Here is a 26,525-nt window from a genome sequence, read left to right as displayed (position 1 = left end):
GACCGCGGTCGCCGTCACACCCGGCACACACCCCGGTTCACGCCCAGCTCCCCCACCCGGCACGAGTCGCAGTCCCTCAGCACGAGCCCGGCACGCGGGAGTCCGCACCGGACGGGCAGGCCCTGAGGCCGCCGTCCGGTCCTACTTCTGCGCGGCCGGGCTCGGCTGTGAGCTGGTGGAGAGCACGCCGCACAGCGAGGCCGAGGACCGTCCGCGCGCATACGGGTCCGTGCCCGCCGCCCCGTCGTCCTTGGCCTTCTCGCCGGCCATCAGCGGAGCCAGCGCGTCCGACATGTCGGCGGAGCAAGGCAGCGGCCCGGCGCGCATCGAGACCTGCTGCACGCTCAGTTGCTGCCGCCGAAGATCCTCGCGGTCGATCTGGAAACGCACTTCGCGCCGCACGGTGAACAGGGACGACTTCTCCTCGGCCTTCTTGCCGTCGCCCTCCTCCGTCGCCCGTACCGCGTAGACGAAGACGTGGTCCGCGACGACCTCGAGGGCGTCGGCGCCCGCCTCCTGCACCGTCAGCGTGCCGTTGACCCGGATACGGGGGTCGGCGAGCGTCGTCTTCGACGGGTCGAAGCGGACCATCCAGCCCGTCGCGGAATGCCGTCCGTCGTTGCGCGGGTGGTCGATGCTCTGGTCGAACTGCTCCTGCTGCGCGGGGTCGAGCATTATCCGTATGTCGCGTACGGAGTTCCCGCTGAGCACCGCCGGGTCGAGCGAACTGGTGACGATGTACTCCTTGGCTGCCGTCAGGGCGGACAGCACCTGGCTCTCGGAGAAGTGCCGCATGCGGCGCGCCGCCGGCAGCGTCACGCCGTCGGCTCCGCCGCGGAACTGGGCGGCCGGGCTGTGCTTGAAGAGGTCCGCGGGCGTGGCGCCGGGCACTTCGTCGCGGGGTGCCAGCGGCAGCAGCGAGTTGCGCATCGGATCGGCGGGCGGTTCGGGCGGGGCCTGGTAGGGGTTGCGGATGCCCATGTAGATGGCGGTGCCGAAGGCGAGGACGATCAGCAGCACCAGGACGATGCCCTGCCGGGACGCGGTGATGGAGCCTCGGCCGTATGTGGTCTCCAGCCCCGGGTCCGTGCTCTCGCCGGGGGGCGCGAAGGCGCGGTTGCGTACGGCTGCGTGCTCCTCGTCCTCCAGGCGCTCGCGCGCGGAGAACTCCTGGAGCCGCGCAGCTTTGATGAAGGACTCGTCGAAGACGACGGATCGGTAGTCTTCGCGATACTCGTCGTCGCCCCCGGAGGCGTCGTCGGGTGTTCCCTCTGGGGGATTGCCTCGCCCGGCCATAACAACAGAGTAGGTCCGGCTGGCCCCACGTAAACGCTTCTGTGCACGGGCAACCCGGCGGATACAGGTGTTCGTGAACACCTCGTCGCCCCGGCGTGACGAACCGGTGACCGTACGGGGCGGCAGGGACCGGCGGGGGCTGTGTGGGCGCGGAGAACCGTCGGACTTGCGGGACTTGTGGGGCTTGTGGGCTTGCGGGGATTAAGGACTTGCGCGGCCTATGAGACTTCCGGGACCTGCGCGGGCCGCCCGGCTCAGCCCGGACGCGACTGGGCCGGTATGCCGGTCAGCCGCTGCGCGGCGCCGTCGCCGCCGGAGGAGTCGACGCCCGTCGTCGCGGGCGGAGGCGAAGGGTCCTGGCGTTGCTGCGACGTACCGCGGTACACGGCGCCCAGGGCGAGGGCGACCATGCCGATGCCCATCACAAGGGCGAGCAGCCAGGCGACGGGCCGCTGCCAGCGGGCGTGGCCGCGGTACGGACGGTACGGACGGCGCCGCGAGGCGGCACCGTGCTTGGCGTGCGCGGGGCGGCGGCGGAAGTCGGAGCCGTGCTCCTCGCCCAGGTCGAAACGGGGGTCGTAGCGGCGGTTCACGCCGAAGCGGATGTACTGCCCGTACTGCCCGTACTGGTCGTATTGGTCGTAGGGGGCGAACCGGCCGTACTGGTACGGGCCGTAGTGCCCGCTGTCACCGAAGGTGTTGTGGTTGTACGGGCCGTCGCCGTTGTAGGGACCGAAGGACTCGTACGGCCCGTACGACTCGTAGTGGTCGTACTCGTCTCCGTCGGCCGGCTCCAGGTACTCGGTGTAGTCGGAGCGGTCGAACCGGCCCTCGTCGTCGTCGGAGTCGTCGTCCAGGTCCTCCGGGCCGGACAGGCCGTCCTGGCCGGCTGTGCCGTCCGGGTCGTCGTCGAGGCCGAACTCGCCCTCGGTGCCCGGCCCGTACACATAGCCGTCCTCGAAGCCGCGGACAGTCTCGCTCTCGGCGTGCGACTGCGCGGCGGCCAATATGCGCTCGACGGCGGTGGGCTCGTGGATTGCGGCGGACCGCACGAAGTCCTCATCGAGCACCAGGGCGGCGAACTCGTCGTCCGCGGCCCCGTAGTGGTATTCGGGCCCCTCACCGTCCGGAAACGGCTGGCCCCCCACGTCGTCCGGCACGCTGTCAGCGTAGACCTTTGCGGTCTATAAGGGCAGGGAGAACCAGGATTCCGTCAGAACCGGAGCAACGGGCCGTGCGTGGCCGCCCGATGGGTCAGTCGCGCGTGTGACCGTCCCCCGTGACCACGTACTTCGTCGACGTCAGCTCGGGCAGGCCCATGGGCCCGCGCGCGTGCAGCTTCTGCGTGGAGATGCCGATCTCCGCGCCGAAACCGAACTGGCCGCCGTCGGTGAAACGCGTGGACGCGTTGACCATCACGGCCGTCGAGTCGACGAGCGCCGTGAAGCGCCGTGCCGCGGCGGTGTCCCTCGTGACGATCGCCTCCGTGTGGCCCGAGGTCCATTCGCGGATGTGCCGCACCGCGGCGTCCAGCGACGGCACGACCGCCGCCGCGATGTCGTACGAGAGGTATTCGGTGCCCCAGTCCTCGTCGGTGGCCGGTACGACGTCCGCGCCCGCCTTCTGCCACGCCTCGTCGCCGTGCACCGTCACGCCGGCTCCGGCGAGGGCCTCCACGGCGCGCGGCAGGAACTCGGCCGCCACTCCTTCGTGTACGAGGACGGTCTCGGCGGCGTTGCAGACACTGGGGCGCTGCGCCTTGGAGTTGACGAGGACGGCGAGGGCCGTGTCGATGTCGGCGGCCTGGTCGACGTACACATGGCAGTTGCCCACGCCGGTCTCGATGACCGGAACCGTGGATTCCTCGACCACGGAGCGGATGAGCGAGGCGCCGCCGCGCGGGATCAGCACGTCCACCAGGCCGCGGGCGCGCATCAGTTCGCGCACGCTGTCCCTGCTCTCGCCCGGTACGAGCTGCACGGCGTCGGCGGGCACCCCGGCGCCGGCGACCGCGTCGCGAACCACCTGGACCAGGGCGCCGTTGGAGGCGTACGCGGACGAAGAGCCGCGCAGCAGCACCGCGTTGCCGGACTTCAGGCACAGCGCGGCGGCGTCGACGGTGACGTTGGGGCGGGCCTCGTAGATGATGCCGACGACGCCGAGCGGTACGCGGACCTGGCGCAGTTCGAGTCCGTTGGGCAGCGTCGAGCCGCGTACGACCTCGCCGACGGGGTCGGGGAGCGCGATGACGTCGCGCACGTCGGAGGCGATGGCCGCGATCCGCTCCGGGGTGAGTGTCAGCCGGTCGACGATGGCGTCCGGGGTCCCGGCGGCGCGGGCCTTCGCCACGTCCGCGGCGTTCGCGGCGACGATCTCGGCCGTACGGGCCGTGAGCGCGTCGGCCACGGCGAGCAGCGCCGCGTCACGGACCGTGCGCGGCAGCGGGGCGAGTTCGGCGGCGGCCTCCTTCGCGCGGCGGGCGGTCTCGGTGACGGACTGGTTCTGCGTTGCGCTCATGTCTCCGAGCTTAGGGGGCGGCGCGGCCGGGCGGCGGGCCGTCCCACCGTGCGGGACGGCTGCGGGACGGGCGCGGGACGGCCGCCGGACCCCCGTACCGGCGACCGTCCCGTCTCCCCCTCCCCCCGGCTGCGGGCTCGGTGATCAGGTCTTCACACACCGGATGTGCAAGGAGACGCCGAGGTGGCGCCCGGCCATTCCCGGGGACGCGGTGACCCCGAACTCCTTGCGGTCGATTCGGGCCGTGGCGCGGAGGGTGAAGTCCCGCGGTGTCACGGTGCACTCCCCGACGTCCAGGCGGACGGTCCTGCTCACACCCAGCGCCGTGAGAGTGCCGGTCAGGCGCGCGCCCCCGTCCGTCTCGGCCACCGTGTCCGCGCCGGCGCCCGCGCCCGCGTCGAAGGTCATGACGGGGTGGCGGCCGGCGTCGAGGAATCGTGCCGACCGTACGGCGCCGTCCCGTGCCCGGTTGCCCGTGTCGAAGCTCGCCGCTTCGATCTCCACGTGCACGCCGGACGCGGCGAGCGGTTCGGCGACGTCGACGGTCCCCGCCCGGACGGCGAAGGTGCCCCGCACCGGCAGGAGCCCGAAGACGTGCCGGGTGGTGAACCCGATCGTGGAGCTTCCGGTGTCGATCTCGTAGCGGCCCAGCCCTGGAGGCGTGACCCCAGGAAGCGGGGCGGGCACGCTGCTGCGGTCCTGTTCGGTGTCCATGGCTCCAAGTCCACGGCAGGGCGGGGTCGGCGCGGCAGGGCGGACCGTCCCCACTCGCGGCGACGTAAGTTCCGCCGCCGGGCGGTGCGCAGAACTTTCGTAGGGGTTCGCACCCGCCGTTCGTCCCCGGTCGCCGCACGGCCAACTCCCGGCGCGCCGCGCTGACATACCGTGTCAGCCATGACAGACGGACGGTGTGGGCCGTGGCAGGGCGGGGTGCTGAGCCGTCATCCCGTCGCCGTGGACGCCGCTGTCGCCGTCTTCTTCGTACTGCTGGACACGGCGCTGACGCTGACCGGGGAGACGTGGTGGCCGCGGCACCCCGGCACACTCGCCTGGATCATGCTGGGTGTGCAGGCCGTGGCGTGCGGTTCGCTGGTCTTCCGCCGCCGCGCTCCTCTCACGGTCCTGGCCGTGCTGGGGGTGTTCACGCTGGCGGTGACGCTGCTGATCTCGCCGGCCGGTGTGCTGACGCCCGAGGAGCGGGGGAACGTGTGGGCGCCGTTCGCCACGGCGGTGGCCGCCTATGGGCCGGTCTTCCACCGGCCCGGCAGCCGGCGCACCGCATTCGTCGCGCTTGCCGCCTTCGTCATCGTCGTCGCGCGGCCCTGGGAGCCGTCGTTCACGGTCGTCATGATCGGTCTGCTCCGCACCGCCGTGGGGCCGCTGCTGGCGCTGTACTTCGACGCCCGCAGGCGTCTCGTACGCGCCCTGACGGAACGCGCCGAACGCGCCGAACGCGAGCGTCACCTCCTCGCCGAGCAAGCCCGCGCGGAGGAACGGGCGAGGCTGGCCGCCGAGATGCACGACGTCGTGACGCACCGGGTGAGCCTGATGGCGCTGCAGGCGGGCGCCCTGCGGATGACCGCCCCCGACGAGACGACCCGGCAGGCCGCCGAGGAGCTGCGGGCGGCGGGCTGCCAGGCCCTGGAAGAACTGCGCGACCTGGTGGGCATCCTGCGTACGGAGCCCGAAGGGCTGCCGCCGACGGAGCCGGTCGCGGGACTCGCGGAACTGGTCGCGGAGTCGGCGGCCGTGGGGACACCTGTCGAGCTCGTCGAGGACGGGGACAAGAGACTGGCCTCGCCGGTCGTGGGGCGCACGGCGTTCCGCGTCGTACGGGAGGCGCTCACGAACGTCCGCAAGCACGCACCCGGGGCACAGGTGACCGTGCACGTGGAGTACGGGGAGACACAGGTGCGGCTCACGGTGCACAACACGGCCCCGGCTGCGGTGGCGGGCCCGGACGGCGCGGTCGCGGTCAGGAGTGCGGGCGCCGGCACCGAGATCACTGCCGCTGCCGCCACCGCAGACGCCGCTGCCACCGCCGCCGCCCTCGCGGGCACCGGGTCGGGCCTCGGCCTCGCAGGGCTCCGCCGCCGCCTGGAACTGGTGCACGGCACACTGCGCGCGGGCCGGTCACCGGACGGCGGCTTCAGCGTCGAGGCCACGCTGCCCGCCTACGTACCGACCGCGGAAGCGGCGGTGTAGCGGCGTGGCCGGCACCGGTGGCGGAGAGGGGCGCGGCCTGGTCCGCGTGGTCGTCGTGGACGACGAGCCGATGGTGTGCGGATTCCTGCGCACCATCCTCGGCTCGGCCGGCGACATCGAAGTGGTCGAGGAGGCGCACGACGGAGGGGCAGGCGTCGAGGCCGTCGTACGCAGCAGACCGGACGTCGTACTGATGGATCTGCGGATGCCCGGCGTGGACGGGCTGACCGCTGTCGAGCGCGTACGCGAACTCGCCGATCCGCCGGCCGTCGTAGTGCTGACGACCTTCGACGCCGATCAGTACGTGCTGCGCGCCCTGCGCGCCGGCGCCGCCGGGTTCCTGGTCAAGTCGACGCCGCCGGAGGACCTCATCGGGCTCGTACGGGTGGCCGCCGAAGGACACACGGTGCTCTCGGCTGCGGCTGCCAGACGGCTGGTCGCGGCGTCGTCCGACAGCCACTCCGCACGCGACCGTGCGCGCAAGCTCATCGGCTCACTGACCGAACGGGAGTCCGAGGTGCTGGCCTGCCTCGGCGAGGGCCTGCCCAACGCGCGCATCGCGGCCCGGCTCCACCTCTCGGAGGCCACGGTCAAGGGCTATGTGTCGCGTGTGCTGGACAAGCTGGGCTGCGGGAACCGTACGCAGGCCGGACTGATCGCCCACGACGCGGGCATCGTCGGCGGGCCGCAGGCGTGAACGGACACGTCGGCCACCGGTACGAGGACAGCGGAGCAGACGAGAACAGCGGATCAGAAGGGGCGCTCAGAAGGGGTGAATGCCCATGGAGGCGGCGGGCGGCGGGCCGTACCCCTCGGCCACCCGCTGGTGGTACGTCTCGCGGCCGATGACCTCGAGGCCGACGATCTCCCACGGGGGAAGCTTCGCCGAGTTGCGGTGCTCTCCCCACAGGCGCAGCGCCACGGCGGCGGCGTCGTGCAGGTCGCGCGCCTCTTCCCAGTAGCGGATCTCGGCGTGATCGTTCGCATACCGGCTGTTCAGGAGAAAGGGATGGTCGTAGGCGAGCTTCTCCAGCGACCGGCGCACCTCCTTGAGGGGGGCCTCCTTGCCGGCGACGCTGAGGGTGATGTGCCACAGCCGGGCGTGATCTCGCCTTTCCGCAACCGCGCCCGTACGTGATTCGGCCCGCTGCTCTGTGTCAACGCTGACCAGCCGTCTCACGGATGGCCTCCTCGTCCGGTGGATGCTCTCGGTCCCGGGCGCCGCTTCTCTGCCGCACGACCCCTACTGAAGAGTTGACCAGCCCGGGACCGGCCGCGTGGCCGTTTTCCGGAAGGTGTCCGTGGAAAGGCTGGTCTTCTCTCCCGGCCGATGACGGTTCGGACACCACTCCCCCGCCCTTTGCACGAACCATTCACGCAAGGGTGCGGGCGAGAGGCGCACGCGATCCTCGTGCGCGGGCGAGCACGCCGCCCGCGCGGGGCGGTGCGGTGCGGGTCCGCGGCTCCCGGGTCCCGGGACTCCGCCGGGCACTTCAGGCACGCCGGGCACGGGCACGCACGGGCGGTCGGGTCAGTCGAGCAGCACCAAGTCGTCGCGGTGCACGATCTCCCGCTCGTACGCGGGCCCCAGCTCGCGCGCCAGCTCCGGCGTCGAACGTCCGAGCAGTTGCGGGATCTCTTTCGCGTCGAAGTTGACCAGCCCCCGGGCGACCGCGACCCCGCGCTCGTCACGGAGCTCGACCGGGTCGCCCGCCGCGAACTCGCCCTCGACCCCGGCGATGCCCGCCGCCAGCAGCGAGGTGCGCCGCTGGACGACGGCCCGTACGGCTCCGTCGTCCAGCGTGAGCGCACCGCGCGGCGTCGACGCGTGCGCGAGCCACAGCAGCCGGCCGGCGGCGCGGCGGCCCGTCCGGTGGAAGTACGTGCCGGTGCGGCGGCCCGCGAGCGCGTCCGCGGCGTGCGTGGCGGACGCCAGCACCACCGGCACACCCGCGGCGGCGGCGATACGGGCGGCCTCCACCTTCGTGACCATGCCGCCGCTGCCGACGCCGGCGCTGCCCGCGCTGCCGATCTCGACGTCCTCCAGGTCCCCCGGGCCCGTGACCTCGGTGATGCGGGAGGTGCCGGGAGAAGCCGGGTCGCCGTCGTAGAGCCCGTCGACGTCGGAGAGCAGGACCAGCAGGTCGGCCCGTACGAGATGAGCGACGAGTGCGGCGAGACGGTCGTTGTCGCCGAAGCGGATCTCCTCCGTGGCGACCGTGTCGTTCTCGTTGACGACGGGCACCGCGCCCATCGCCAGCAGCTGTTCCAGCGTCCGGTAGGCGTTGCGGTAGTGGGCGCGGCGGCTGGTGTCGTCGGAGGTCAGCAGCACCTGGCCGACGCGGCGCCCGTAGCGCGCGAACGACGCGGTATAGCGGGCGACCAGCAGCCCCTGCCCCACGCTCGCCGCGGCCTGCTGCCGCGCCAGGTCGCGGGGCCTCTTCGGCAGGCCCAGCGGCGCGAGACCAGCGGCGATGGCCCCGGAGGAGACGAGCACGATCTCCCGCTGCGGGACACGCGCGGAGCCGTCGTTCGCGCCGTCCACCGCCGTGGCGTGCTTGGCCAGTACGTCGACGAGCGCGTCGACGCGGTCCGCGTCCAGACCGCCGGCGGCCGTGGTGAGCGAGGAGGAGCCGACCTTGACGACGATCCGCCGCGCGCCCGCCACATCGGCGCGCAGCGCACCGCGCGGCTCACCGCCCGCCCCGGGATCCGCGCCCGCTGCCGCGTCGGTGCCCATGTCCCGCTGCCCGTCTGTTCCTTCTGTCACGCCCGTGCGTTTCCGTTCCTGTATTCGCCCCGTACGTCACTTGTGTCACGTACGGTTCCGGCCTGTGCCGCTGCTCCGCCTCGCGCTGCTTGCTTGCCCGCCTCCGCAATCTACGGGAGTGCTGATCAGCGGCGCTCGCCCGTTCCGACCAGTGGACGGGTGGGGATAATGACCTTTGTCCGCGTATCGGCGCAGGACACCCCGACGCAGATTGTCACCGGCCCGGTGCCCGGCATACGGTCAGTGGTCGACCACGGCCGCCACCCCCACCGGCCGGTTTCCATCCCGCCCCCCGACCTCCTGCCAGGAGCCCAGTCCCGTGCCCTCTGCCGGTCTCTCCACCCGACGCGCCGTCCAGCTGACGGCTCTGCTCGCGCTGACGGTCTTCTACGCCGCACAGCTCGCGGGCGCGCTGCTGCCGAACGTGCCGGTCTTCATCGTCGCCTCAGTGGCGGGCCTCGCGCTCGATCTCTACCTCACGCACCAGCAGCCGGGCCTGCTCGCCCTGCTCGGCAAGGTCCGCTTCGACGTGACCACCCGCCAGCTGCTGCGAGACATGCTCATCGTCATCGGCCTGGTACGCATCCCCGACGTGCCGCCGGACATCGAACGCCCCCTGACGCTTCTGCTGCTCGCCGCCTATGCCACGCACTTCCTGTGCCAGGCCGTCGCCCAGTTCGTGCGCCGCAGCCGTACGCTGCCGATCCTCACGCGCAACATCGACGCCTCCGGTCTGCGTCTGACCATCGCGCCCCCGCGCCTGCTGGCGAAGCAGCCCAGCCGCCGTCTGCTGCGGTTCTCCATCCCCGGCACCGTCGGGCTGATGCTGAGCGCGGCGCTCGACACCGAGGTGTGGGGCATCGTCGGACTCGGTCTGAGCATCGCGCTGTCCCTCGGCGGCGCCGTGTACCTGGGCACCTGGATGCTGCCGAAGAAGCGGCACGCCAACGAGCAGCAGGCCCTGGACTGGCTCGGCCGCTGGCTGGCGGCGTACAAGCCCACCGTCGGCATGTACTTCTCGGGCGGCACCACCTCCGCGTACCAGGCGAACATGTGGCTCTCCACGCTCGCCGAGCTCGAAGGCAACCCGGTCATCGTGCTCCGTGAGCGGTTCATGGTGCAGAAGATCGAAGCGACGGACGTCCCGATCATCTGCATCCCGAAGGTCGCGCACCTGATGCATCTGGAGCACTCGACGCTCAAGGTGATGCTGCACCCGGCGAACTCCGGCAAGACCTCGCAGGTGCTGCGCATCCCCACCGTCAAGCACGCCTTCATCAACCACGGCGAGAGCGACAAGCTCTCCTCCTGCAACCCGTACGCCAAGGCCTACGACGAGGTCTGGGTCGCCGGCCCCGCCGCCCGCGAGCGCTACCAGCTCGCCGACATCGGCGTCGACGACCGTGACGTGGTCGAGGTCGGCCGCCCGCAGCTCTCGCCCATCGAGCCGTACGCCGGCCCGCCGCAGGGCACGTACACCACCGTTCTGTACGCCCCCACCTGGGAGGGCTGGACGAACGACCCGGGCAACACCTCCGTCATCCTGGCCGGCGAGAACATCGTCCGCGCGCTGCTGGCCGACCCGGGCGTGCGGCTGCTGTACAAGCCGCACCCGATGACCGGCTCCGTCGACCCCCGCGCCGGTGCCGCCAACGCACGCATCCAGGAGATGATCACCGAGGCGAACGCGAAGCGCTCCGGCGAGCGTCCTGGCGCCGATGCCGCGGCCGAACTGGAGCGCCGCGCACGCGAGTTGGACGAGCTGACGACCACCGCCTTCCGCCGCGGCGCGGACGAGGTGGAGCGGATGATGCTCCAGTCCACACCGGAGGCGGACCGCGCCGAGCGCGTCGCGGCGGCGACGGCCGCCTGGGAGGCCGCCAACTGGGCCTCGTTCCCGGAGTGGGAGCACCAGATCATCACCGGTCCCCGGCCGACGATCTACACCTGCTTCAACCAGTCCGATCTGCTCATCTCCGATGTCTCGTCCGTCGTCTCGGACTATCTGACGAGCGAGAAGCCGTACGCGGTCGCCAACACCAGCGGCCTGACCGAGGAGGAGTTCCGGGCCGGATTCCCGACCGTACGGGCCGCCGCGATCCTCTCCCCCGAGGCGAAGGAGATCCCGGGGCTGCTGGAGGCGGTGCGCGAGCCGTCCAAGGACGACCTCGCCAAGGCCCGCGCGGAGCTGAAGGTCCATCTCCTCGGCCCCTCGGACCCGCCGTCGATCACGCGCTTCAACCAGGCCGCGATCGACCTGTGCGAAGCCACGGTCGCCCGTAACGAGCGGGTCGCCCGCCGTACGAGCGAGATCCCGGGCCAGCGCGAGACGGAGGCCCAGGAGGCCGCGGAGGAAGCCGAGATGGAGGCCGCGGCGAACGGCGGCACGCCGTCCGACCCGGAGGAGGCCGACCAGGTCACGGCCTGACGGCCCGAGGCCCGAGGCCCGACGGCCGGTCTGTTCGTCCGGAGGTCCCGGGAGGCGCCGAGCTCGGTGCCTCCCGGGACCTCCGTCATGTGCGTACGCGGCACGGAGCTCCGCTCTCTCCGGCTCGGACACGCCCTAGAGAAGCTCCCATTCCCGTGAGCGCTCGGTCAGCTGACGGTGCACCACGGCCGCGGCGGGATGGGCGAGGCCGCCGACGCGGGTCGCCAGGTACAGGGTGTTCAGCGGGCGGACCTGCGGCTGGTGCAGCGTCTCCACCGAGCCCGCGGCGAGCGCCGGTTCGGCCAGGTAGCGCGGAAGTACGGACACCCCGGCGCCCGCGACCACGGCAGCCAGGACCGCACGCAGGTCGGGAACGGTGACCGCGAGCGGATTGGGCGGACGGCGGCCGAACTCGCTGCGCCAGTAGCGGCGGATGATCGGCAGCTCCTCCCCGTACGCGACCAGCGGCAGGTGCGCGAGCGCGCCCACCGGTTCCCCGGTCAGCCGGCCGTGGTCGACCGTACGGGCGAGTCCGGGCGGCCCCACCAGCAGGAACTCCTCGTCGGCGAAGGGCTTCGCCACCACGTTCTTCAGCCGGGGCCGCACCGCGGACACGACCAGGTCGACGCGGGCGGCGGCGAGCGCCGCCAGCAGCTCGTCCGCGAGGCCGAGGGTGACCCGCAGCCGCAGCCCGCCGGCAGTGAGCGGGGCGAGGGCGGGCACCACACGCATGGCCATCAGATCGGACGGGCCCGCCAGGTGCACCGTGCCGCGGTGGTCCGCCTGGTCGCCGTCACCGTCGCCGAGGGCGTGGTGGAGCTCGTCGAGGTGGGTGCCGATCCGCCGTGCCAGCTCGTACGCACGCTCGGTGGGGACGGCGCCGCGGCGCGAGCGTACGAAGAGGGGCTCGCCGATCTGCTCCTCCAGGCGGGCCAGTTGACCGCTGACCGCGGGCTGGCTCAGCCCGCGCCGGTCGGCCGCGGCGGTGATCGACCCGCCTCGGTAGATCTCCAGAAACGTGGACAGCAGATCGAGGTCCGGCACGCAAGTCTCCAGATCGTCCAGCCATAAGAAATCTGATGGCAGATGCCAGATTAGCGGAGGAAATCCGAGGTCTGCGAGTGTTGAAGTGGAGGACGACGGACACCGGCACGGCAACAGCCACCGGCGCGGCGGGAGCGACCGCCGGGGCGCCCGGCCGGCGACAGAGCTGCAGAACTGCAGAGCCACAGAACACCAGAGCTACAGAGCTAGAGAGCCACAGAGCTACAGAAGGAAGATCCGCCATGGCAAAGATCCTGATGGTCGTCTCCGCTGCCGACAGCCTCACCCTGGCCGACGGCACGGCCCACCCGACCGGCTACTGGGCCGAGGAAGTCGCCGTCTCGCACCGGGTGCTGACTGAGGCAGGCATCGACGTGGACATCGCGACCCCCGGCGGCGCACAGCCCACCGTCGACCCGATCAGCCTCGACGAGCGCGGCAATGTGGAGGAGGCCGACGCGAAGGAGTTCCGCGCCTATCTGGACTCCCTGGCAGGCCAGTTGGCGAAGCCGCTGGCGCTGGCAGATGTGACGGCGACCGACTACGACGCCGTCTACATCCCCGGCGGCCACGGTCCGATGGAGGACCTGGCACACGACGCCGACCTCGGCCGTCTGCTCGCCGCCACCGACCGGAGCGGCAAGATCGTCGCGGCGCTGTGCCACGGTCCGGCCGGGGTGCTCAGCGCGAGCGGCGCGAGCGGGGAGAGCGGCGACACAGGCGCCGGCTTCGTCTTCTCCGGGCGCAGGCTGACCGTCTTCTCCGACGAGGAGGAGCGGCAGGGCGGCCTCGGGGAAGCGGTCCCGTACTTCGTGGAGAGCAGGCTCCGCGATCTCGGGGCCGTGGTCGAGACCGGTCCGGCCTGGGCGAGCAAGGTCGTGGTCGACGGCAATCTGATCACCGGGCAGAACCCGCAGTCGAGCGCGGACACCGCAGGTCAGGTGGTCCAGGCCCTCAAGGAGCGCGGCTCCGCCTGACGTACGGCCGCGCGACGGTGTCCACGGGCCCGGGGAGGCAAGACCGCCTCCCCGGGCCCGCTCATGTCTGCCGCTGTGCACGACCTGGTACGCCGACCCGGTTCGCCGACCCGGACGGCGATCCGGACGGCGACCCGGTACGGCAGTCCTCGCCGGCGGTCGGGCCGTCGCTTCGCGGGCGGGGGTGGCCGGCCCACCACGTCCGGGGGGGATACCCACACTCCCGAGGCGGCGGACAGCGGGATGTCGCAGGCGGGACGGGTCCGGCGATGGTGTGAGCAGACCGATTCACGACCGACCGACGACCGGGACCGACGACCGGGACCGACGACCGACCGTCGGCCGACCAACGGTCGACTGACGCCGACCGACGGCCGATGACCGGCAGCCGATGACCGACGGGGGAAGCTTGATCATGCAGACGGGAAGTTCGTTCGGAAGCGCGGCGAAGGCAGCGGCCACCGCTGCCGTCGTACTGGCGGTCACGGCCAGCGCCGCGCTCAGCGTCGCCTCCGCGGAGGAGGCCCGGCAGTCCGCGGCTGCGGCGGACCGGCACGTCGGCGGACCGGTCGCCGGGGTGTGGCGCATGGACGGTTACGGCACGGTGCTGTCCGTCGGGGAAGACCGTGTGCGGGAGTACCAGACCACCGAAGCGAGCTGTCTGAAAGGCAGTTCGGCCAAGCAGACGGGCGGGCACGGCACGGCCGCCCGGTACACCACCGACGAGGGGGAGAGCTTCACGCTGCACCGGGCGGGGAGCCGCAACCGTGCGTCGATGCACGTGGACGGATCGCCCGGCGACCGCCACCTGCGGCGGATCGACGCGCTGCCCGGCCCTTGCCGCCGCCCCGCCCCCGAGGACCCCGAAGACCCCGAGGACCCGGTGAAGAGCTTCGACGTCTTCTGGCAGACGTTCGAGGAGAACTACCCGTTCTTCGAGGCCAAGGGCGTCGACTGGCACGCCGTGCGCGACCGGTACCGGCCCCGCGTGGACGCCGCCACCAGCAAGGACGAACTCTTCGCCGTCTTCCGCAAGATGGTCACACCGCTGTACGACGCGCATGTGGCCGTGCTGGCCGGAGACACCGGCTCCTTCGGTCAGGTCCGCCCCGGCACACAGCGGCCGACCCCCGAACTGGACGCAAAAGTACGGAAGTTCGTCGAGAAGCGGGACCTGAAGGGCAAGCAGCTGCGGGAGTTCGCAGGCGGCCGCATCGGCTACGCCGACCTCCCCGGAGGGCAGGGCTATCTGCGCGTGTCTGGCTTCGCCGGCTACACGGACAGCGGCGAATACGCCGCCGACCGCGCCGAGTTGGGGCGAGCGCTCGATGCCGTACTGACGAAGGAGCGCACGGCGCGCCTCAAGGGACTGATCGTCGATCTGCGCATCAACGGCGGCGGATCGGACAGCCTGGGCCTGGAGTTGGCCGCCCGCCTCACCGACAGGCCCTACTTCGCGTACGCCAAGGCGGCACGCAACGACCCCTCCGACCCCACGCGTTTCACCCGGCCTCAGCCCTCGTACGTACAGCCGGCAGCGGGACAGGCCCGCTGGACCGGGCCGGTCGCGATGCTGACGGGCGGCTCGACGGTCAGTGCGGGTGAGACCTTCACGCAGGCCCTGATGGAACGGCCCGGACGGACGGTGCGGATCGGGCAGCCCACGCAGGGCGTCTTCTCCGACACCATGGAGCGACGCCTCCCGAACGACTGGCGCTTCCTGCTCCCGAACGAGGAGTTCCGCACCCGCGACGGCCGCACCTTCGACGGCACGGGCATCCCGCCTCACATCACCGAACCGGTCTTCACGGACGAGGAGTTCGCCCACGACCGCGATTCCGCCTTCGACCGGGCGAGGAGCGAGTTGCGAGGACGCGGCTGACAAAGCCCGGTCTCAGGGGTCAGGGGTCTCAGGGCTCGATCAGGCCGGCCCTGATCGCGTAGCGGGTGAGCTCCAGACGGTCCCGCAAGCCCAGTTTGTGCAGCAGGTTCGCCCGGTGCCGCTGCACGGTCTTGGCGCTGATGAACAGCATCTCCGCGATCTCCTTGGACGAGTGGCCCTCGGCGACGAGCTTGAGGACCTCTTCCTCACGGGCGGTGAGGAGTTCGTCGGCTGACTCCTCGCCTCTGCGGGCGCGGTCGAGGAAGTTGCGGATGAGGGCGGTGACCGCGCCGGGGTATACGAACGGCTCGCCGCGCATGGCCGCCCGGCAGGCCGCGACCAGGTCACGGTCGGCGACGGACTTCAGTACGTATCCGGACGCCCCGGCCTTCAACGCCTGGAAGAAGTACTGCTCGTTGTCGTACATCGTCAGCATGAGGATGCGGAGTCCCGGCCTGAGCACGGCCAGTTCACGCGCGGCCTGCAGACCGGTCAGGCGTGGCATGGCGACATCCAGGACGGCCAGGTCGATCTCGTGAGTGCGGGCCATCTCGATGGCCTCCGCGCCGTCACCGGCCTCGGCTACGACCGTGAGATCCGGTTCGCCGTCGAGGATGAGCCGCACGCCGCGCCGGACCAGCGCGTGGTCGTCGGCCAGGAGGATGCGGGTGGTGGACGTTTCGGACATCGTCACGCGTCTTTCGTGGTGGTGGTGCCGGCGTCGGTTTCGGTGCCGGTGCCGGTGTCGGTTTCGGTGTCGGTCCCGGCGCCGGTTTGGGTGTCGGTCTCGGTGTTGCCGGCGGCCGGTGCGGACAGGAGCACTTCTGTTCCGGAGCCGGGGCGGGATGTGATGTCCAGCGTGGCGCCGACGAACAGGGCGCGTTCCCGCATGCCGCGGATCCCGGCACCTTCTGTGAAGACGCCGATGCCCCGGCCGTCGTCGGCGACGCGCAGCACCACCGCGTCGCCGGTGAAGTCCAGGCTCAGCTCGACCCGTTCGGCTTCGGCGTGGCGGGCGACGTTGGTCAGACCCTCCTGCGCGACGCGGTAGAACACCAGCTCCGTCGGCTGGTCCAGCCGCGGCAGGTCGGTGCCGAAGGAGGGGTGCACACGCAGGCCGGTGTGCGTGGCGAAGTCCGTCGTCAGCGAGGTCAGGGCGCTGATCAGGCCGAGGTCCTCCAGTACGCCGGGGCGCAGCCTGCGGGCGAGCCGGCGGACCTCGTCGAGGCTCTCCCTCGTGGTCTCCTGCGCCAGCAGCAGTTCCTCCCGCAGCGGCTCGGAGGTCTGGTCCGCGGCTCGCTTCAGGTCCAGCAGCACCGCGGTCATGCTCTGCCCCACCTCGTCGTGGAGTTCCTGCGCGATGCGGTGCCGTTCGGACTCCTGAGCGGACAGCGCCCGGGCACTGCTCGTGGCACGTTCGGTCTCCAGCCGGTCGAGCATGTCGTTGAACGTCCCGATCAGCTCGGCGACTTCGCCGTGCCCGTGCACGGGCAACCGCTGGCCGGGACGGAGCAGGTCGACCGTGGTCATCAGCCGGTTCAGCCGGCCGAGGGGAGCCAGACCGATCCGCAGCAGCGCCGCGTTGGCGACCAGCATCACGGCGAGGCCGCCGACCAGGATCACGGCCTCCGTGAGCAGGACCGGTACGGAGACGGTCACGGGCGCCCACAGCAGCAACGCCGTGGCGGCGCCGAGCACGAGGGCGTTGAGGCCGAAGATCCGCCAGAACAGGGACATGGTGGTGCGGAGCCTCCTTCTGATCCATCCGTAACCGTTGCCACCACTCTGCGCCATGCGCCGGCTGGAGCGGCGCCCGGCGGCTCCGGAGCGACCCGCCGGGTGCCCGAGGGTCAACGGCCGGCAACCGCTGCCCAGCTGGCCGGGCGGACCGGCCGCGTCGATGGGGCCGGGGAGCCATCGGGGGCGTGCGATCCGCCCGGATGTCCCGGCCGCGTACATCCTCGGACCCCCGGGAAATGGGCGCTGCGGCCGATGGCCCGCGCAGAGTGGACAGGCCAGGGTTGGAGCCATGAACCACCAGGTGACGGCGTGCGTCGCACCGTGGCGACGCGACCGGCCACGTGTACCCGTGTCCCCCGCGTACGTCGCACAGGTTCCTGGAAAGGACTCCGCTCCCATGACGCTCGACACTTCCCGCCCGGGATCCCGCCCGCAGCGGCTCACCGCGCACGAGGCCCGTCAGCGGCTCGAACACGAGCGCAACTCACGGCTCTCCCAGCTCAACGCGCTCGAGGAGTCCGGTGCGGAGTCCGCGGACCCGTTCGTCGCCGCACAGAAGGACTCCGTGCGGCGCGTACTCGAAGAGATCGACGCCGCCTTCGCCCGCGTCCAGGACGGGAGTTACGGAACCTGCCAGGGCTGTGCCAGGCCTGTCCCGGCGGAACGCCTGGAGATTCTGCCGTACGTGCGCTGCTGCGTCGCATGCGTGCGCCGTACCGGCTGAATCCCTTTCTCTCTTTCTCCCTGTCCCCTTTTCTCTCCCCTTCTCCTTCTCCGTGCCTTGCTTCGTGGAGGTGTGAAGTCGTGAACAACCAGGTCATCGGCGACGACGACACCGGCCTGTCCCGCGAGGACCTCGCCGCTCTGCGCGAGCACCTCCACGAGCAGCGCCGCTTCCGCCAGGAGCAGCTCCGGCAGATCGCCGGCGCCTCACAGGACGCGGAGGACGCGGAGGACACGGAGGACGCGGAGGACGGGAAACCGGGGCCGGAGGCGGCCGCGCTCACCGAGGTGCAGATCAAGCTGGCCGCCTCGGCCCGGATGGTGCTCAACGACGTGGAAGCGGCCCTGGAACGGATGAGCCGCGGCCGGTACGGCACATGCCAGCTGTGCGGGAGGTCCATCTCGCCGGCGCTGCTGGCCGTCGTGCCCCAGGCCCGCCACTGCACCCGCTGCCGACAGGTCAAGGAGACCGGACGATGACCGTGGTCCGCCCCCCGCGCCACGCCTCCCTCCGCCACAGGGCCTGGCCGCTGTGCTGCCGCAAGTGCACGGGCATCGCGATCGACCTGGGCAGCTCCCGCACCCGGGCGTGGGCTCTGGGCCGGGGGATCATCCTGGACGTACGGACGGTGACCTTCCCCGGCACAGGCACCTCCTACCCCGTCCAGCGGGGCACGATCGTCGACCCCGAGGGCACCGCGCGGATGCTCGACCGGCTGCTGGGACGCCGCGTCCCGCTCCTCGGCCATACCGTGATCGGCCTGACGACCCCCGTCCTCGGCGGCATCGCCTTCCGGGAAGCGGCCCGTACGGCGCTCCAAGTGCTGCGTCCGACCGATGTGCTGACCATCCCCACCGCCAAGGCGATCGCCCTCGGCGCCGGTGCCGACCCGTCCCGGCCCCTGCTCGTCGTGGACGTCGGCGCCCACCTCACGGAGGTCTTCCTGCTCACCGACGGCGAGGTCACCGACGCCCACCGCACCCCGCTCGGCACCGACGACCTCGGCCACGTCCCGTGCAGCCGGCTCACCGAGTCCGTGGTCGACGCGGTGACCGGCATACTGCACCGGGACGCCACCTCGCAGACCCTCGACGCCCTGCAGCACGGCGTGCTCGTGGCCGGGGGCGGCGCCCTGCGTCCCGAGATCACCCACGGTCTCTCCGAGCAGCTGCACGTCCCCGTACGTCCCGCTCCGGCGCCGCACACCGTGGCTGTGCGGGGCGCGGCCCAGCACCTGCAAGCCAGTCACACTCATCCGCCGGACGACTCCGCCGACGGCCCACCAGGTCGTACGTAGCCGCCGTCCCGCTCTGCACTGCACTGCACTGCACTCCACTGCAGTGCCCGAACCCTCGGACTCCGCCCGGCGCACAGTGCGCCGGGCGTCTCGATGCGCCCGGATGCGTCCCGCTGCATGAAAGGAAGGCGCCACGTGAAGGAGAAGATCCCTCAGGCCCAGCCCCCGCCTGCGCCCCGTCCGAAGAGGCTGTGGCGGTGGCGGTGCAACCCTCTGCGCCGCCGAACCGACCTCCTGCAGGCGTGGCTCGGCCTGGCTGTCACGGCAGCGGTACTCGCCACGGCACCGTGGGCCATGGTGCTGGTGAGCGGCGCCATGGATCACTCACTGCGGCTGACAGCGCACGAACAGGCCGAGTCGCGGCACCACATCACAGCGGTACTTGTGCACGACGCACCCCAGCACCCCGAACCGGGATCCGACGAGGCCGAACACGCCCGCTACCCGGCCGAGGTCCGCTTCACCGACACCGGTGGACGCACGCGGACGGCCGAAACCGACGTACCGCCCGGCCTGCCCGCCGGAGGCACCGTCAAGGTGTGGAGCAACGACAGGGGCGAGCTGACAGAACCACCGATGACGGACGGTGAGATCCGCAGCCGCACGATCGGCGGTGCCGCGACGACCGGAATCGCGGTGGCGCTCACGGGCGCGGCCGTCCACGGCGCGATCGGTCTTGCCCTGAAGCGCCGGAGCCTCGCCCGGTGGGAGAAGGCATGGGCCGACACCGCACCACACTGGACCACGTCCAGGTAGCCGGGACCTGTCAGTCGCGGGCTACAGACCGGACGAGGTGCGCGAACGACGCGGCGGGGAAGGTGAGTTGGGGTCCTTCGGGGTCCTTGGAGTCGCGTACGGCGACGGCGGCGGGGAGTTGAGCGACCTCGACGCACTCGCCGCCGGTGTCGCCGCTGTAACTGGACTTACGCCACGCGGCTGCGCCTAGAGGCGCGCACTCCACGCACTCGCCGCCGGTGTCGCCGCTGTAACTGGACTTACGCCAATGGACGCTGGCCTTGCTCGGGGTGATGCTCATGACGCTCCTCCATCACGCGGGCGATCAGCCCCGCCGAGTCCGCCGGGGACAGAGCGGAGGCTCGCAGCAGATCGTAACGGAGTGAACGTGCCCTCACGTCGCGAGGATTCGCGGTGGCCCAGCCCTCGTCGTACCCCTCCGTGTAGGCGACATCAGCCTGGTCGTCAAAGGTGGCCCTCATCACCCTGCTCACCGACAAGTGGGCGGTGGCGTCGGAAGCAACCGGCAAGACCGTCTGGTGCGAGGGCACGGCGTGATTCGCAAAGATAGGAAGCCCTGGCGCAAATGCGGTGGCAAGGGTTCGAGGCCCGATGCTTGGATGCGTGACGTGACGTCTGTGGATCTTGAGGGCCGGCGTGAGCTGCTGAACCGGCTTGAGCAGTACTACGACGCGGTTCCCCGCTTCGGCGCACGGGTCGAGGACTTCGGGCCACTGAGCTTGTTCATCCGGGAGGGGCAGGGCTGGCCCTTCTATGCCCGCCCGGCCCTGGGGGCGTCCGGACCGGTGACTGCGGCCGATGTGACCCGAGTGCGCGTGCGCCAGCGGGAGTTGGGCATCCCGCAGAGTTTCGAGTGGGTCGCTGAGACCACGCCGACGTTGCGCTCCGCGGTAGAGGAGACAGGGCTTGTGGTGCACGAGCACCCCTTGATGGTGCTCGGGCCGGACGTACCGGATCCCGTCGTGCCCGAGTCGGCCGACGGCGCGGTGGCTCGGACCGTGGGGCCGGACGATCCGGTGCTGCCGGGCGCGCTGGCCGTCCCGCACCTGGCCTTCGCCGATCCCGGAACCCGTGTCGGTGCAGCAGGCCGGAAGGAACTCGGCGAGGCGGTGCGGGACCACGCCAGTGCGGGGTCGGTGGAACGTACGGCGGCACGCATTCGGGCCGGCCGGACATGCGTTGCCGCCTCGGTGGAGAACGGAATGGCGTTGTGCGCCGGACAGCACCAGCCGGTGGGGGCGGTCACCGAGATCGTCGGGGTGGGCACGCTGCCGAGCGCGCGCCGCCGTGGCCTTGCACTCTCGGTCACGGCGGCGCTGGTGGCCGACGCACGGTCACAAGGAGTCGAGACCGTCTTCCTGTCCGCGGGCGACGAGGACGTCGCCCGTATCTACACTCGGCTCGGCTTCCGCGCCGTGGGCACCGCACTGATCGCCTAGCCCGTCGCCGTCGCGTAACGCCCGTTCCTGCACGCTCAGAAGCGCACCGACCCGTCCCGGGTGACCGTCGGGACGGACAGCGCCGCGTCGAACGCCTCAGGGATCGGCGTCGACAGGCTCGCGCTCTGCGTCCGGATGCGCTGGAGCAGCGGCTCCCCCCGGGCACCGCGCGGTGACCGGCGCAGGTCCGTCAGCGTGATCGCGTCGCCGAGTCCGGCGTCGGTGAGTGCGGCCTCGACGCTGCCGGGCTCCGGGCGTTCGAGGTCTGCGTCGCCGAGAGCGAAGCCCACCTCGGCATCCGCGTCCAGGTACATCTCCGGGACGTGGTCGTCGGTGTGGACGAGGGCCACCGAGCGGTACTCGTCGCCGAACATCCGCCGAAGGTGCTGGCCCATCGGCAGCGACGTGAGTGCGCCGTCGAACTCCACCGCGGTCTTCTGGATGTGGTTGTTGTGCGCCATGAGCACGATCCGGTCGTCAGGGCCCGCGTGCTCCAGGTGCCAGCGCACCGATTCGGCCATGTAGATCTCCCGTACCGACAGATCCGCGGCCGAACCCCGGCCGGACATCAGGCCGTTCATGGCCTGGAACATGTGGTCCGTGTGGCACGCCGCCTCCACCATGCGCCGGGTGATGTCGAAACGGCTCTGGCTGCTGCGTGAGACGTAGAGCGGTTCGACGGCTCGCAGCCGCAGCAGCAGTCGCGCCAACGAGGCGGTCAGCGCGTCCTGTTCGGCGGCGCCGAGGGCCGCCCATGCGGGAGCGGCGGCAGCGCCGGAAGCGGCGGTGCCGAGGAACCGGTCGCTGATCTCCAGGACTTGCTCCAGCAGGGGAAGCGCGTCGGGGTCGACCTCGCGCAGATAGCCGGCCACCGGGTCCAGGGCGGGCCGCAGGGCTCCCCCGGCCGTGGGCAGGTCGATGCCGGCGAATCGCACGGGGTGGGTGCTCGTACGGTTGTGGCGGCGCACCCAGTGCATGAGATCCGACGCGAGCCACATCGTGGACGACTTGCCGACCTCTTCCAGGTCGCCGTCGTCGCCCTCGCCCTGCAGCCACGGGTCGAGCGCGAAGGCCTCGCTGAAGCCGAACTCGAAGGCGAAGACGGTGAATCCGCAGCGCTCGGCGAGAAAGCGCAGCAACCGTCGGCGCGCGAGGGAGAACTCCTCGACGAAGTGTGCGTTCTCGCCGACTGCGAGGACACGGGCGTCTCCGGCGATCTCGCGGAGCACCTCCAGATCGTCGAGGGGCTGATCCGGATCGAGGGTGGTCAGGGTGGTGGCGTGCTCCCGGAACCAGTCGGCGAGCACGCCGCCGGCGGCAGGCTCGGTGGCAGACGTGGAGGCAGGCTCGAAGGCAGGCTGATCAGACATGGGTGGAACTCGATTCTCGTCTGAGGGGTTCGGAAGGACTGACCGTCCGTGCAAGGGACGCAGCAAGGCGTCGGCGCGCGAGGGCAACGCAACTCGCGCCGGAGACCGCTCGGTTCACCGGCGTGGTGCGTGCGTATCGACGTGCCGACGGACGAACCCGTCAGAGGAAGAGACTGCCAACTGCCATGGCCCGAACTTAGCGCTGGACGAGGGCCGGCACACCTGAATTTTCGTCCTGAGGTGCCCGACGGAGTCGTGTGGAGTGACCCGGTGTGGGATGTGTGGGTTGTGTGCGGCCGACGCCGCCCGATATCCTGAAAGGCTTTCCACTCCCGGGGGGCGAGCCTCAAGTCGCCGTCCGCGCGGGGACGTTGGATGGCTTGGCCGACCAGGGCCCGTACGCCGCGATACGCCGGCACGCCGGTTCCCGCAGAAGGAAGGAGCGTGACGCCCATGAACTCGCGAATCCGAACCTAGCCGCCCGCCCCGGAGAGTCCGGGATCCCGGGCGGCGGTTCCGGAAGGAACGAGATGTCCCGTACGGACAGGACCAAGCCGTTGTGGGTGCGCCACGCGGAGCACGACCCCCGGCCGGTCCACGATCACCGCCACGGCGCCTGTGATCTGCCGCCGCACCCGACGCGGGAGAAGGCGGACACGCGCTGCAGGTGGGAACACCCCGCCGCGCTGCTGTTCGACCACACCTGCTGCTCGGGATGCAGCAGGCGCGGCTGCGTCAGGGAATGGCAGCAGATGGTGAAGTCGAGCAACCGCAAGGAGCGTTACGCAGGCCGGCGTGAGGCCCGCCGTCTTGCCGCCGGCGAGGACGGCGACTGACTCCGTTTCCCAGCCGCGGCAGCGCACGGCGCTTCCCGCCACCGGCGGCGCACGGCACCGGTGGCGGGGGCCGCCCCTCACACCATGACGATGGCCTCCAGCGTGCGCGGCCCGTGCACGCCCTCTACTCGTTCGAGTTCGATGTCGCTGGTCGCCGACGGGCCGGAGATGAACGTCAACGGCCGTGCGGGATCCAGCCTGGCCAGCGCCTCCGGTACGCCGGAGACGACCTGGTCGGCCCGTATGAGGCACAGGTGGTAGTCGGGCACCAGCGTCAGTGCCCGCCGTCCCTGGCCGGGGCCGCCGTCGAGGACGAGGGTGCCGGTCTCGGCGATGGCAGTGGCAGCGGTCGTGACCGTGCCGTCGATGCGGTCGAGTTCGCTCACGGGCACCCGCGGGTCGTCGCTCAGAATCCGGATCGGCGTCCGCGTCCGCGTCCGCATCCCCTCCGGGGGCAGCTCGGCCTGCCACTCGCGCGGAAACCCGACGGGCACCACTATGCGGTTCGCGCCGCGAGCCGCGAGTGCGTCCGCGACGGCCCGGGCGACGGCGTCCTCCGGCACCAGCCGCACCGCCGCGCCGTAGTCCGCCAGCCGCTCCGCGAGCAGCTTCGCGGCCTGTGCGGGGTCGGCTCCCGGTGGCGCGCTCCGGCTGTAATCCCGGGCAACGGGCACGTCCTCCGGGCGCTCGTCGTCGGGTACGTCCGTGAGCGCGCGGCGGATGCGGTGGAGGACCTCCGCGCGTGCCTCGCTCATCGCCGTTTCGCTCATTGCCGTTTCGCTCATTGCCGTTTCGCTCATCGCCGCGTCCTCCTCCACCAGGCTCTGAAGCTTTCGTCGGCCGGAAGCGGTGCGTCGCGCGCGTCGGTCCATGCGGACAGCGGCCCCGGCAGCCGGCTCGCGCCGCGCCCGCGCCGCCGCCCGGGCAGCAGCCGCCCGGCCCGCGCTCCCGCGCGCTGCGCCGCGGCCAGCCGGGACGGTTCGGCCAGCACCCAGCTCGCCGCCGCCATCGCCAGCCGCTCGGGCTTCGGGACCGGGCGGCGCCGGCCGCCGTCCACCATGCGCGCCCGGAGATGGACGAGGACCTCCGGGATGTTGATCTTGACGGGGCAGACCTCGTAGCAGGCTCCGCACAGCGTCGACGCGTATGGCAGCGAACGGTCCATCTCCGTGGCGCCGCCCCGCAGTTGGGGACTCAGGATGGCGCCGATCGGTCCCGGATAGACCGACCCGTACGCGTGGCCGCCGACCCGTTCGTACACGGGGCACACGTTGAGGCAGGCGGAGCACCGGATGCAGTTGAGCGCCTGACGGCCGACCGGGTCGGCGAGGGTGTCGGTCCGCCCGCCGTCGAGCAGCACCAGATGGAAGGCACGCGGCCCCTCGCCACCGGCGGCTCCTGCCCCCGTCCCCGTCCCCGTCCAGGTCGAGGTGTACGGGTTCATCCGCTCACCCGTGGAGGAGCGGGGCAGAAGCTGCAGGAAGACCTCCAGGTCCTGCCACGTCGGCACGACCTTCTCGATGCCGACCACGGAGATCAGGGTCTCGGGGAGCGTGAGGCACATCCGTCCGTTGCCCTCGGATTCCACGACGACCGCCGTGCCGGTGTCGGCGACCAGGAAGTTCGCCCCCGACACCCCGACCTTCGCGCGCAGGAACTTCTCCCTCAGATGGCGCCGGGCCGCCTCGGCCAACTCCGCGGGAGCGTCGCTCAGTTCGGCCGGGGCTGCGGCGCCGTGCTCACCCATCGCCCGCAGGAAGATCTCCCTGATCTCCGCCCGGTTGCGGTGGATCGCGGGCACCAGCAGGTGCGAGGGAAGGTCCTCGCCGAGCTGGACGATCAGTTCGGCGAGATCGGTCTCGTACGCCGCGATGCCCGCCTCGGCCAGCGCCTCGTTCAGGCCGATCTCCTGAGTGGCCATGGACTTGACCTTGACCAACTCCCGCTCCCCGGTGCCCCGTACGAGGTCCACGACGATCCGGTTGGCCTCCTCGGCGTCGCGCGCCCAGTGCACCCGGCCCCCGGCGGCCGTCACCCGCTCCTCCAGTTGCAGGAGGTAGCGGTCCAGGTGGCGCAGGGTGCGTTCCTTGATGGCGCGCCCCGCCTCGCGCAGTTCCTGCCAGTCGTCCAACTCGCCCACGGCGTCCGTCCGTTTGCCGCGGATGGTGGCTGTGGCGTGCGCGAGGTTGCTGCGCAGCTGTGTGTCGGCGAGCGCGTCCTTCGCCGCCGCGGGGAAGGAAGGCATGCCGAGGAACGTCGTGCCGCTCATGAGGACTTCACCCTTTCCGTGCCGTACGGACTGTCCGGGCCGGACGGACTGTCCGGACTGTCCAGGGGGACCGCTTCGGGACGGCGGGACGGCAAGGGCCGGTCTCCCTCCTCCGGTTCCGGCCCGTACGTCTCGGTGCAGGCGAGGATCTCGGCGAGGTGCATCGTCCGTACCCCCGCGCACAGCCGGGAGAGCATTCCGCCGATGTGCGTCAGGCAGGAGTTGTCGCCCGCGCACAGCACTTCGGCGCCCGTTCCCATCACATGCCGCACCTTGTCCGCGCACATCGCCACCGACGTATCGGCGTTCTTGAGCGCGAAGGTGCCGCCGAAGCCACAGCACTGCTCGGCCGCCGGCAGCTCGACCAGGTCGATGCCGCGCACGGCCCGCAGCAGTGCCGCCGGCGCGTCCCCCACCCCGAGCATGCGCAGCGAGTGGCAGGTCGGGTGGTACGTGACGCGGTGCGGGAAGTAGGCCCCGACATCGGTCACTTGGAGGACGCGGACGAGGAACTCCGACAGCTCGTACACCGGTGGCGCGGCGTCCACCGCGGCGGACAGCCGGGCATCGCCCGCCATTCCGGCCACCTGACCGTGGTACTCGCGCACCATGGCGGCGCACGAACCCGACGGGGTCACCACCGCGTCGTAACCGGTGAAGGTGTCGGCGAAGCGCCGCACGAGCGGCACGCACTCCCGCTGGTAGCCGGTATTGAAGTGCATCTGCCCGCAGCAGGTCTGGGACTGCGGGAACTCCACTTCGCAGCCCAGCCGCTCCAGCAGCCGCACGACCGCACGGCCGGTGGCGGGGGCCAGGGTGTCGGCCAGACATGTGATGAACAGGGCGATCCGCATGCTCTCTCCGATGTACGGCGGGGGCGCACGGTGTGCGGCACCCGCCGGGCGGTCACGGGAAGTTGTGGGGACGGCGCAACGGCCGTACGGGACGGACGGCCGACGGGAGCCCATCGGCCGC

General features: G+C 71.5%; 26 protein-coding genes. 11 read left to right on the top strand and 15 right to left on the bottom strand.

The features are described 5' to 3' along the window. Nucleotides 1–141: 141 nt before the first annotated feature. The 4 genes from ACSMXX_RS22795 to ACSMXX_RS22780 all read right to left on the bottom strand — a co-directional run bounded on the left by ACSMXX_RS22795 (nt 142) and on the right by ACSMXX_RS22780 (nt 4,527). Nucleotides 142–1,296: an SCO2583 family membrane protein gene (locus tag ACSMXX_RS22795; RefSeq protein ID WP_473180551.1), complete on the bottom strand. Its 1,155-nt coding sequence runs from the start codon at nt 1,294–1,296 to the stop codon at nt 142–144. Nucleotides 1,297–1,550: 254 nt separating this feature from the next. Beyond that, nucleotides 1,551–2,456, bottom strand: a complete 906-nt coding sequence (locus ACSMXX_RS22790; RefSeq protein WP_473180550.1) for an SCO2584 family spore wall biosynthesis protein — start codon at nt 2,454–2,456, stop codon at nt 1,551–1,553. A gap of 94 nt (nt 2,457–2,550) precedes the next feature. Further along, nucleotides 2,551–3,813 (bottom strand): glutamate-5-semialdehyde dehydrogenase, encoded by a 1,263-nt coding sequence (locus ACSMXX_RS22785; protein WP_473180549.1) that lies wholly within the window; start codon nt 3,811–3,813, stop codon nt 2,551–2,553. 144 nt (nt 3,814–3,957) lie between these two features. Beyond that, complete coding sequence (locus ACSMXX_RS22780) at nt 3,958–4,527, bottom strand: YceI family protein (protein ID WP_473180548.1); 570 nt, start codon at nt 4,525–4,527, stop codon at nt 3,958–3,960. Between the two features lie 180 nt (nt 4,528–4,707). Here ACSMXX_RS22780 and ACSMXX_RS22775 point away from each other — a divergent pair, with 180 nt between their 5' ends. Both ACSMXX_RS22775 and ACSMXX_RS22770 read left to right on the top strand, forming a co-directional pair. After that, on the top strand, nt 4,708–6,018 hold the full coding sequence (locus ACSMXX_RS22775) for a sensor histidine kinase (RefSeq protein WP_473180547.1): 1,311 nt from the start codon (nt 4,708–4,710) through the stop codon (nt 6,016–6,018). 37 nt (nt 6,019–6,055) lie between these two features. Then, nucleotides 6,056–6,715 carry a response regulator transcription factor gene (locus ACSMXX_RS22770; RefSeq protein ID WP_473184921.1) on the top strand — a complete coding sequence of 220 codons (660 nt, stop codon included), beginning with the start codon at nt 6,056–6,058 and terminating at the stop codon, nt 6,713–6,715. A gap of 66 nt (nt 6,716–6,781) precedes the next feature. Here ACSMXX_RS22770 and ACSMXX_RS22765 read toward each other — a convergent pair whose 3' ends face one another. Together ACSMXX_RS22765 and proB are read right to left on the bottom strand one after the other, a co-directional pair. Beyond that, nucleotides 6,782–7,198, bottom strand: coding sequence for a hypothetical protein (locus tag ACSMXX_RS22765; protein WP_473180546.1), 417 nt, complete (start codon nt 7,196–7,198; stop codon nt 6,782–6,784). Between the two features lie 351 nt (nt 7,199–7,549). Then, nucleotides 7,550–8,686 carry a glutamate 5-kinase gene (gene proB, locus ACSMXX_RS22760; protein WP_473184920.1) on the bottom strand — a complete coding sequence of 379 codons (1,137 nt, stop codon included), beginning with the start codon at nt 8,684–8,686 and terminating at the stop codon, nt 7,550–7,552. Nucleotides 8,687–9,107: 421 nt separating this feature from the next. Between proB and ACSMXX_RS22755 the strand changes: the two genes are divergently transcribed. Further along, a complete protein-coding gene (locus tag ACSMXX_RS22755) occupies nt 9,108–11,216 on the top strand; it encodes a hypothetical protein (protein ID WP_473180545.1) in 2,109 nt (702 codons plus the stop codon). A 135-nt stretch (nt 11,217–11,351) separates the two neighbouring features. On the opposite strand, the gene ACSMXX_RS22750 is transcribed toward ACSMXX_RS22755, so the two are convergent. Then, a complete protein-coding gene (locus ACSMXX_RS22750; protein WP_473180544.1) occupies nt 11,352–12,260 on the bottom strand; it encodes a LysR family transcriptional regulator in 909 nt (302 codons plus the stop codon). 242 nt (nt 12,261–12,502) lie between these two features. Between ACSMXX_RS22750 and ACSMXX_RS22745 the strand changes: the two genes are divergently transcribed. Then, complete coding sequence (locus ACSMXX_RS22745) at nt 12,503–13,237, top strand: type 1 glutamine amidotransferase domain-containing protein (protein WP_473180543.1); 735 nt, start codon at nt 12,503–12,505, stop codon at nt 13,235–13,237. A 415-nt stretch (nt 13,238–13,652) separates the two neighbouring features. Continuing rightward, the gene (locus ACSMXX_RS22740; RefSeq protein WP_473180542.1) at nt 13,653–15,119 is read left to right on the top strand and encodes a S41 family peptidase; all 1,467 of its coding nucleotides are present in this window, start codon (nt 13,653–13,655) and stop codon (nt 15,117–15,119) included. A gap of 28 nt (nt 15,120–15,147) precedes the next feature. Here ACSMXX_RS22740 and ACSMXX_RS22735 read toward each other — a convergent pair whose 3' ends face one another. Then, on the bottom strand, nt 15,148–15,807 hold the full coding sequence (locus ACSMXX_RS22735; protein WP_473184919.1) for a response regulator: 660 nt from the start codon (nt 15,805–15,807) through the stop codon (nt 15,148–15,150). Nucleotides 15,808–15,809: 2 nt separating this feature from the next. Continuing rightward, nucleotides 15,810–16,856 (bottom strand): HAMP domain-containing sensor histidine kinase, encoded by a 1,047-nt coding sequence (locus ACSMXX_RS22730; RefSeq protein WP_473180541.1) that lies wholly within the window; start codon nt 16,854–16,856, stop codon nt 15,810–15,812. Between the two features lie 400 nt (nt 16,857–17,256). On the opposite strand from ACSMXX_RS22730, the gene ACSMXX_RS22725 reads away from it, so the two are divergent. The 4 genes from ACSMXX_RS22725 to ACSMXX_RS22710 all read left to right on the top strand — a co-directional run bounded on the left by ACSMXX_RS22725 (nt 17,257) and on the right by ACSMXX_RS22710 (nt 19,636). Further along, the gene (locus ACSMXX_RS22725; protein WP_473180540.1) at nt 17,257–17,583 is read left to right on the top strand and encodes a TraR/DksA C4-type zinc finger protein; all 327 of its coding nucleotides are present in this window, start codon (nt 17,257–17,259) and stop codon (nt 17,581–17,583) included. An 80-nt stretch (nt 17,584–17,663) separates the two neighbouring features. Next, nucleotides 17,664–18,062, top strand: a complete 399-nt coding sequence (locus tag ACSMXX_RS22720; RefSeq protein ID WP_473180539.1) for a TraR/DksA family transcriptional regulator — start codon at nt 17,664–17,666, stop codon at nt 18,060–18,062. Then, nucleotides 18,059–18,880, top strand: coding sequence for a rod shape-determining protein (locus ACSMXX_RS22715; RefSeq protein WP_473180538.1), 822 nt, complete (start codon nt 18,059–18,061; stop codon nt 18,878–18,880). The genes ACSMXX_RS22720 and ACSMXX_RS22715 overlap by 4 nt, the downstream gene beginning before the upstream one ends. 135 nt (nt 18,881–19,015) lie before the next feature. Then, complete coding sequence (locus tag ACSMXX_RS22710; protein ID WP_473180537.1) at nt 19,016–19,636, top strand: Rv1733c family protein; 621 nt, start codon at nt 19,016–19,018, stop codon at nt 19,634–19,636. Between the two features lie 10 nt (nt 19,637–19,646). Here ACSMXX_RS22710 and ACSMXX_RS22705 read toward each other — a convergent pair whose 3' ends face one another. Both ACSMXX_RS22705 and ACSMXX_RS22700 read right to left on the bottom strand, forming a co-directional pair. Next, the gene (locus tag ACSMXX_RS22705; protein WP_473180536.1) at nt 19,647–19,916 is read right to left on the bottom strand and encodes a DUF397 domain-containing protein; all 270 of its coding nucleotides are present in this window, start codon (nt 19,914–19,916) and stop codon (nt 19,647–19,649) included. Then, complete coding sequence (locus ACSMXX_RS22700) at nt 19,876–20,166, bottom strand: Scr1 family TA system antitoxin-like transcriptional regulator (RefSeq protein WP_473180535.1); 291 nt, start codon at nt 20,164–20,166, stop codon at nt 19,876–19,878. The genes ACSMXX_RS22705 and ACSMXX_RS22700 overlap by 41 nt, the downstream gene beginning before the upstream one ends. A 69-nt stretch (nt 20,167–20,235) precedes the next feature. On the opposite strand from ACSMXX_RS22700, the gene ACSMXX_RS22695 reads away from it, so the two are divergent. After that, nucleotides 20,236–21,075, top strand: a complete 840-nt coding sequence (locus ACSMXX_RS22695; protein ID WP_473180534.1) for a GNAT family N-acetyltransferase — start codon at nt 20,236–20,238, stop codon at nt 21,073–21,075. A gap of 35 nt (nt 21,076–21,110) precedes the next feature. Here ACSMXX_RS22695 and ACSMXX_RS22690 read toward each other — a convergent pair whose 3' ends face one another. Further along, nucleotides 21,111–22,445, bottom strand: coding sequence for an erythromycin esterase family protein (locus ACSMXX_RS22690; protein ID WP_473180533.1), 1,335 nt, complete (start codon nt 22,443–22,445; stop codon nt 21,111–21,113). A 530-nt stretch (nt 22,446–22,975) separates the two neighbouring features. Between ACSMXX_RS22690 and ACSMXX_RS22685 the strand changes: the two genes are divergently transcribed. Beyond that, entirely contained in the window at nt 22,976–23,281 is a 306-nt protein-coding gene (locus ACSMXX_RS22685) for a hypothetical protein (RefSeq protein ID WP_473180532.1), read from the top strand. Nucleotides 23,282–23,358: 77 nt separating this feature from the next. Here the strand turns inward: ACSMXX_RS22685 and ACSMXX_RS22680 are convergent, their stop codons facing one another. Genes ACSMXX_RS22680 through ACSMXX_RS22670 form a run of 3 tightly spaced genes read right to left on the bottom strand, consistent with a single transcriptional unit; the run spans nt 23,359 to nt 26,404 of the window. Then, a complete protein-coding gene (locus ACSMXX_RS22680) occupies nt 23,359–24,081 on the bottom strand; it encodes a LutC/YkgG family protein (protein ID WP_473180531.1) in 723 nt (240 codons plus the stop codon). Next, a complete protein-coding gene (locus ACSMXX_RS22675) occupies nt 24,078–25,550 on the bottom strand; it encodes a lactate utilization protein B (protein WP_473180530.1) in 1,473 nt (490 codons plus the stop codon). Before ACSMXX_RS22675 ends, ACSMXX_RS22680 begins: the two co-directional genes overlap by 4 nt. After that, nucleotides 25,547–26,404, bottom strand: coding sequence for a (Fe-S)-binding protein (locus ACSMXX_RS22670; RefSeq protein ID WP_473180529.1), 858 nt, complete (start codon nt 26,402–26,404; stop codon nt 25,547–25,549). The genes ACSMXX_RS22675 and ACSMXX_RS22670 overlap by 4 nt, the downstream gene beginning before the upstream one ends. Nucleotides 26,405–26,525: the final 121 nt, after the last annotated feature.

This window comes from Streptomyces sp. DSM 116795, assembly GCF_055792905.1.
Note: the sequence above shows the minus strand (reverse complement) of the source record. Positions and strands in the feature narration are given on the sequence as shown.